The sequence below is a fragment of the Arthrobacter sp. 05N429 genome (assembly GCF_056397045.1).
Map to the genome: position 1 here is coordinate 1 of NZ_JBFTMQ010000024.1, position 5,027 is coordinate 5,027.

The following is a 5,027-nucleotide window of genomic DNA, read 5'->3' on the forward strand; positions in this document are numbered from 1 at the left end:
CGTGCTCCTCTTCGTTCCCCGCGTGCTCGGACTGCTCGCATGAGCCTCCCGGCGCAGTGGCGGCTCCTCAGCGACCTCCACCTCGGCGTGTCAGACGAAGACCCCCGCCACCCCGGCAACATACTCCCCGCATTCCTGCACAACGAGGTACTGGCAGCTTCCGGCCCACAGCAGCACGTTGTCTTCGTCGGTGACACGTTCGAGCTGGTCGGGTTCACCGAGGACGAGAGCCTGGCCCGGCTCGAGTCCATCCTCGCCCGCCACGGCGACACATTCCGGGCACTGAAGGCGTGCGCGGCGCGCGGTGTGCAGCTGCACTTCGTGTGCGGCAACCACGATGTGGAGCTGGCCCGGCCCTCCGTTGCCGCCCGCCTGTCGGCGTTGCTGTCACCGGCCGAGCCCACGATGGTCCAGGTGCACCCGTGGTTCCTGCATGTGCCCCATGTGCTTGTGGCCGAGCACGGGCACCAGCACCACGCGCTGCACCGGGTGCCCGAGGTGCTCCGAGCGGCGGTCAACGGCACCGACGAGCTGGACCTGCCGCCGCTCGCTGCCTGGAACGCACATCCGTCTACCTCGCGCCTGAGCCGTGCCGGTGCCGTTGCCCGGGCCTGCCTGGCGTCCGAGCGGGCGGAACGCCGGGTCCGGGAGGTCGCCTACGACGAGCTGTTGCAGACCGAGTCACGGCGGCTCGCGCTCGACGGGGTGGCCGTTCGGGACCTGGCGCGCCTGTCCCGGTTCCGGACGGTGTCGGCGCTCCCGGTCGCCGCGACCCGCATGGTGCTGGCGGCCGCCGGGCGCAGAGGCGCCGGCGAGGGGGCTCCTGCTGCAGCGGGCCGATTCGTACGTACCCTCGAGGCGCACGGTTCCGGGGTGGCCTGGTACGTTTCGGGCCACACCCACCGTGCCCTCGAGTCGGCGCTCGAAGCGTGCCCCACCCGGTACATCAACACCGGTACGTGGTGTTCGGACGTCCGCGGTCGCGGACCTGACCAGTCGGACCGTAGGGCGTTCCCGTATGCCATGGTCGACGTCGCCCGCGACGGCACCACAAGCGGCGGACTGCGGTACTGGCATCCGGACGGTGGCTGAGCCGTACCGGTGCCGGCGCACCGGCCGGGAGGGCATCACGCGCGTCCAAGGTCAAAGCCGTGCTCACTGACAATCGAGCCAGCTGCCGCTCCCGAGCTTTCGCTTGGGTCCCCGGCCCGCACATCAGGCACCGCCACCCCGACCTGCTGTCCTATCCGCCGGGACGCGCCGGTCCTGGTGGCAGGTCTTTCCTCGCATCAATGGCCAACCGCGGTGCGCGCTAACGCAACTGGTTCGGGTACTTCCGTTGTGCCGGCATGGGCATCGTCCTTCCGGGTAGTCGATGCCTCCATCAAACCCGGTGCGATTCTCACCCCCCGGCACTGGCAGGAGCACGAAATTCCCTAGTAGGACGCCAAGTAAAAGCGAGTAGTCACTACCGTTGTTTACCTGGCTGGCCTACCATACGGTCAATTACGGCAGAGTCACTCGGCCGGGGGTTTCGAACACCTCTCGGGGCACTTGGATGGACCAGTCGTTGGGGCCGAGACACCATCCGACCGACACCACTCAGACAGGGGAGGACCATGCAGACCAAGACCACGACCAAGACCAAAGCACTGCACTTCGACATCCACGGCCGCGTTATGATTCGCGTCGACGCGGAGGCGCCGGCAGCGGCCCAGCTCAAGAGCATGTTGGCGTGTTTCGCCACCGCCACGGAGCGGCCGGCCGACATCGTCGTCGATAGCCGGCTGGAGCCGATGCCGGATGCAGGTCTGGTTGAGCACGAGCTCGCGTATACGGACAACAGCGTGCGTTTCCAGGCCGATCGGGTCCAGGTCGTGAGGGACGCAGAGCAGTGGCGCATTCATGGGCCGGGCGAGCTGTTGACCTCCGTGGTTCCTGTTCTCGATGCCGCCATGGTCGGTAGAGGCGCTGGCATGATCCACGCTGCAACGATGGCGTACCGCGGTCACGCGATCGCGCTTCCCGCAGCCGGAGGGACAGGCAAGACGAGCACTGCCGCCAAGCTGATGCGGCGCGAGGGGTGGTCGTTCATGGGTGACGACTGGGCCTTCCTCGCCGAGGACGCCACGATGCTCGGCTACGCGAAGCCGATGTTCATCAAGCCGCACCACCGGGCCATCTACCCGCACCTGTTCGAAGGTGTCAGGAAGCCACTGGTCCCCTCCCGGCTCTCCGACAGCGTCGGCCGTTTCACCACGGTGGTTCACCCGTACGTTATCCGTTATCCGCGCCTCGCGGACTTCTCCCGGCGCTGGTCGCCGGAGCACCGCATGGTCGATCCGGGAACCGCGTTCCCGGGGCGGGAAGTGACAACCTCGGCCCCGCTCGGGGCCGCGATCTACATCGAGCGATACGAGGGCTCCCGGTCCCGGATCGTCGAGCGGACGAGCGATTGGATGGTCGACCGCATGCTCGGCAACTTCCACATCGAGATGGCAGGCTTCTCGCAGCGGGTCGTGACCGGCCTGGCGGCCACGTCCGTCCTCCCGTGGCGCGAACACTTCGCGGCGAAGGGGGTCGTGCTGAGCAAGGCGCTCGACGGACGTCCCTGCCACCTGTTGCAGGTGCCCTCCGCGTTCTCGGCGGACGAGGCATCGGACGACATCGTCCGGTATCTCGAGCAGCTGCTGCCGTCGGTGCTTGACGAGCAGATCTGAGGATGTGGACACAGTGGGTCACAGCCCTTCCGAGGTAACCGCGGTCGTTCCGGCCCGCAACGCGGAGGACCTGCTCCCGCGTTGTCTGGAGGCCCTGCGTCAGTCCGGTGTCGCTGAGATCATCGTGGTGGACGGCTGCTCCACGGACCGAACCGTCGACATCGCCCTCGCGGCCGGTGCCCGGGTCGTGAGTGACGAGGGCCGCGGCCTGCCATGGGCTCGAACGCTTGGTGTGCGGAGCAGCGGCACCCGGTGGGTCCTGCTCGTCGACGCCGACGTCGTGTTCGGGCCCTCGGGCGTCGCCGACCTGCTCACAGAGTTGGTGGAGGGCGGCTACGACGCCCTCCAGGCCGGTTTGGAGAGTGTCGCTGGACCGGGCTACTGGGGGCAGGCGCTGGCACATCACCATCGCACCGGCCGCAGCCGCAACTGGTTCGGGCTCGTGGCGACGATCGTTGACCGCGACCTGATGCTGGGCGTGGGTTTCGATGACTCGTTCAAATCGGGGGAGGACATTGAGCTACGTTGGCGGATGCGGGATTCAGGGCTGCGAACGGGGGTTTCCCGCCGGGTCTTCGTCGAACATCGTTTCGCCGCAGACGACTTCGACTTCGCGCTCGACCAGTTCGTGATGGACGGAACAGGACTGGGTCGGATGGTCCGCAAGCACGGCTTGCGCGGTGCGAGGTTGGCGCTGCTGCCCGCCGCCGCGGCAGTCCGTGGCAGCGCCTTGAGCCTGGCCGAGGGCCAGCCTCGGTGGCTGCGCTACTACGGGGCGTTCTGCTGGTACAACTACACGGCCATGGCGAGGGGTTTGCGTCGTGAGCGCTGAGCGGGGGACCGTTGTCATGGGCGGTTCGACCGCCCGACATTCCCCCCTGCGCAGCTCGCTCGGCCTCATAGTGGCCAAGGCCGCCCAGACGGGCGCGGGTTTCGCTTTCTGGGTCGTGGCCGCGCGCGCAGCGTCCGACCGTGAGGTCGGGCTCACCATGGCAGCGGTCTCGGCGGTGATGATCTGCACGCAGCTCGCGGTCCTGGGTGCCGGGTCGGCCGTGATCGTGGCTGTGGGGCGGGGCGAGCCGCCCGCACGGGTGCTGGACGCGGCGTTCGCCATCGTGGGGGTAGCCGGCACTGCGCTGGCCCTCGGCTATCTTGTGCTGCAGTCGGTTGCGATGCCGGAGACAGCCTTGGTATCGGTTCTCTTCTGGCTTACATTCCTCGTGGCTGCCGTCACAGGCACCCTGGTCATCGTGCTGGACCAGGCGCTAGTGGCATTGGGACGCGGTGCCAGCGCGACCTCGAGGTACGTGTTGGGCGGCGGGGTCTCACTCGGGGCCGCTGCGCTCGTGGCATGGCTGTCAAACGGCACCTCCGCCGACGTGCTGATGGCCTGCTGGACCCTCGGGACGACCGTCGCGTGCGTCGTCGGTGCGGTCCAGCTGCGAAGACTGGTCGGCTACCGGCCGCGACTGTCCTTGCGCCCGGCGCGCGGCCGGCCACTGCTGGCAATGGGCCTTCCGTACCAGCTCGTCACCCTCACGGAGCGCGCTCCCGGGCTGGTGCTGCCGCTCCTGCTCGCGCACATGGTGGCTCCGGAGGCAGCTGCCTACTGGTATCCCGCCTGGATGATGGCCTGGGCCGCCTACTCCGCTCCGATGCTGATGGGCATCGTCCAGTTCTCCGAGGGTGTCCGCGACCCGGACCGCCTGGTGGCGACCACTTGGGCGAGTCTCCGGTGGTCGCTCGCCGTAGGTGGCCTGGCAGCCGCCGTTCTCGCCATCCTCGCTCACCCGCTGCTCGGCCTGCTGGGGGAGCGGTACGCCGATTCGTCCGCCGGTGCCCTGAGGTGGTTGGCAGCCGGACTGGTGCCGTACGCGGTGCTGCAGGCCTACAACGCCGTGTGCCGGGCCCGCGGTACCTACACGGAGGCGATCATAGTCGGCGTGATACTCGGAGTCGCACTCTGCGCCTCAGCGCTATGGGCCGCCGACCAGGGCGCCAGCACCATGGCCCTTGCGTGGCTGGTGGTGCTCTCCATCGGGGCGGCCGCGGTCGGCCTTCGTCTCCTCGCCGTCCTGCGGCGCGTCACTCGGGAGGCGCGATGACGAGCACGCTTGATGTGGCCAGCCGCACGGAGGGGCGTTGGAGGGCCCGTGATGTGTGGTGTGTGGTGGCGGGTGTTGTGTCGTTGGCGCTTGCGGTGGGGGCTGCTTCGACGGTGGCGGTGCCGGTGGGTAGTGACCTGGGGCTGGTTGCGGTGTTGCCGTATCCGTTCTGGGTGGGGGTTTTGTTGTTGAATGTTGCTTT

5 protein-coding genes are annotated in these 5,027 nt (G+C 68.4%); 4 read left to right on the top strand and 1 reads right to left on the bottom strand.

Translation table 11 applies throughout. The features are described from left to right. Window positions 1-39 precede the first annotated feature (39 nt). From AC1DF4_RS19030 to AC1DF4_RS19045, 4 genes are all read left to right on the top strand, one after another. On the top strand, window positions 40-1,092 hold the full coding sequence (locus tag AC1DF4_RS19030; RefSeq protein WP_476914337.1) for a hypothetical protein: 1,053 nt from the start codon (window positions 40-42) through the stop codon (window positions 1,090-1,092). 527 nt (window positions 1,093-1,619) lie between these two features. Continuing rightward, window positions 1,620-2,720: a hypothetical protein gene (locus tag AC1DF4_RS19035; protein ID WP_476914338.1), complete on the top strand. Its 1,101-nt coding sequence runs from the start codon at window positions 1,620-1,622 to the stop codon at window positions 2,718-2,720. A 13-nt stretch (window positions 2,721-2,733) separates the two neighbouring features. Continuing rightward, on the top strand, window positions 2,734-3,552 hold the full coding sequence (locus AC1DF4_RS19040; protein ID WP_476914339.1) for a glycosyltransferase family 2 protein: 819 nt from the start codon (window positions 2,734-2,736) through the stop codon (window positions 3,550-3,552). Continuing rightward, window positions 3,542-4,825 carry a lipopolysaccharide biosynthesis protein gene (locus AC1DF4_RS19045; RefSeq protein WP_476914340.1) on the top strand — a complete coding sequence of 428 codons (1,284 nt, stop codon included), beginning with the start codon at window positions 3,542-3,544 and terminating at the stop codon, window positions 4,823-4,825. The genes AC1DF4_RS19040 and AC1DF4_RS19045 overlap by 11 nt, the downstream gene beginning before the upstream one ends. On the opposite strand, the gene AC1DF4_RS19050 is transcribed toward AC1DF4_RS19045, so the two are convergent. Next, window positions 4,806-5,027 (bottom strand): hypothetical protein (locus AC1DF4_RS19050; protein WP_476914310.1); only part of this gene is annotated, 222 nt, incomplete at its 5' end. The genes AC1DF4_RS19045 and AC1DF4_RS19050 overlap by 20 nt on opposite strands.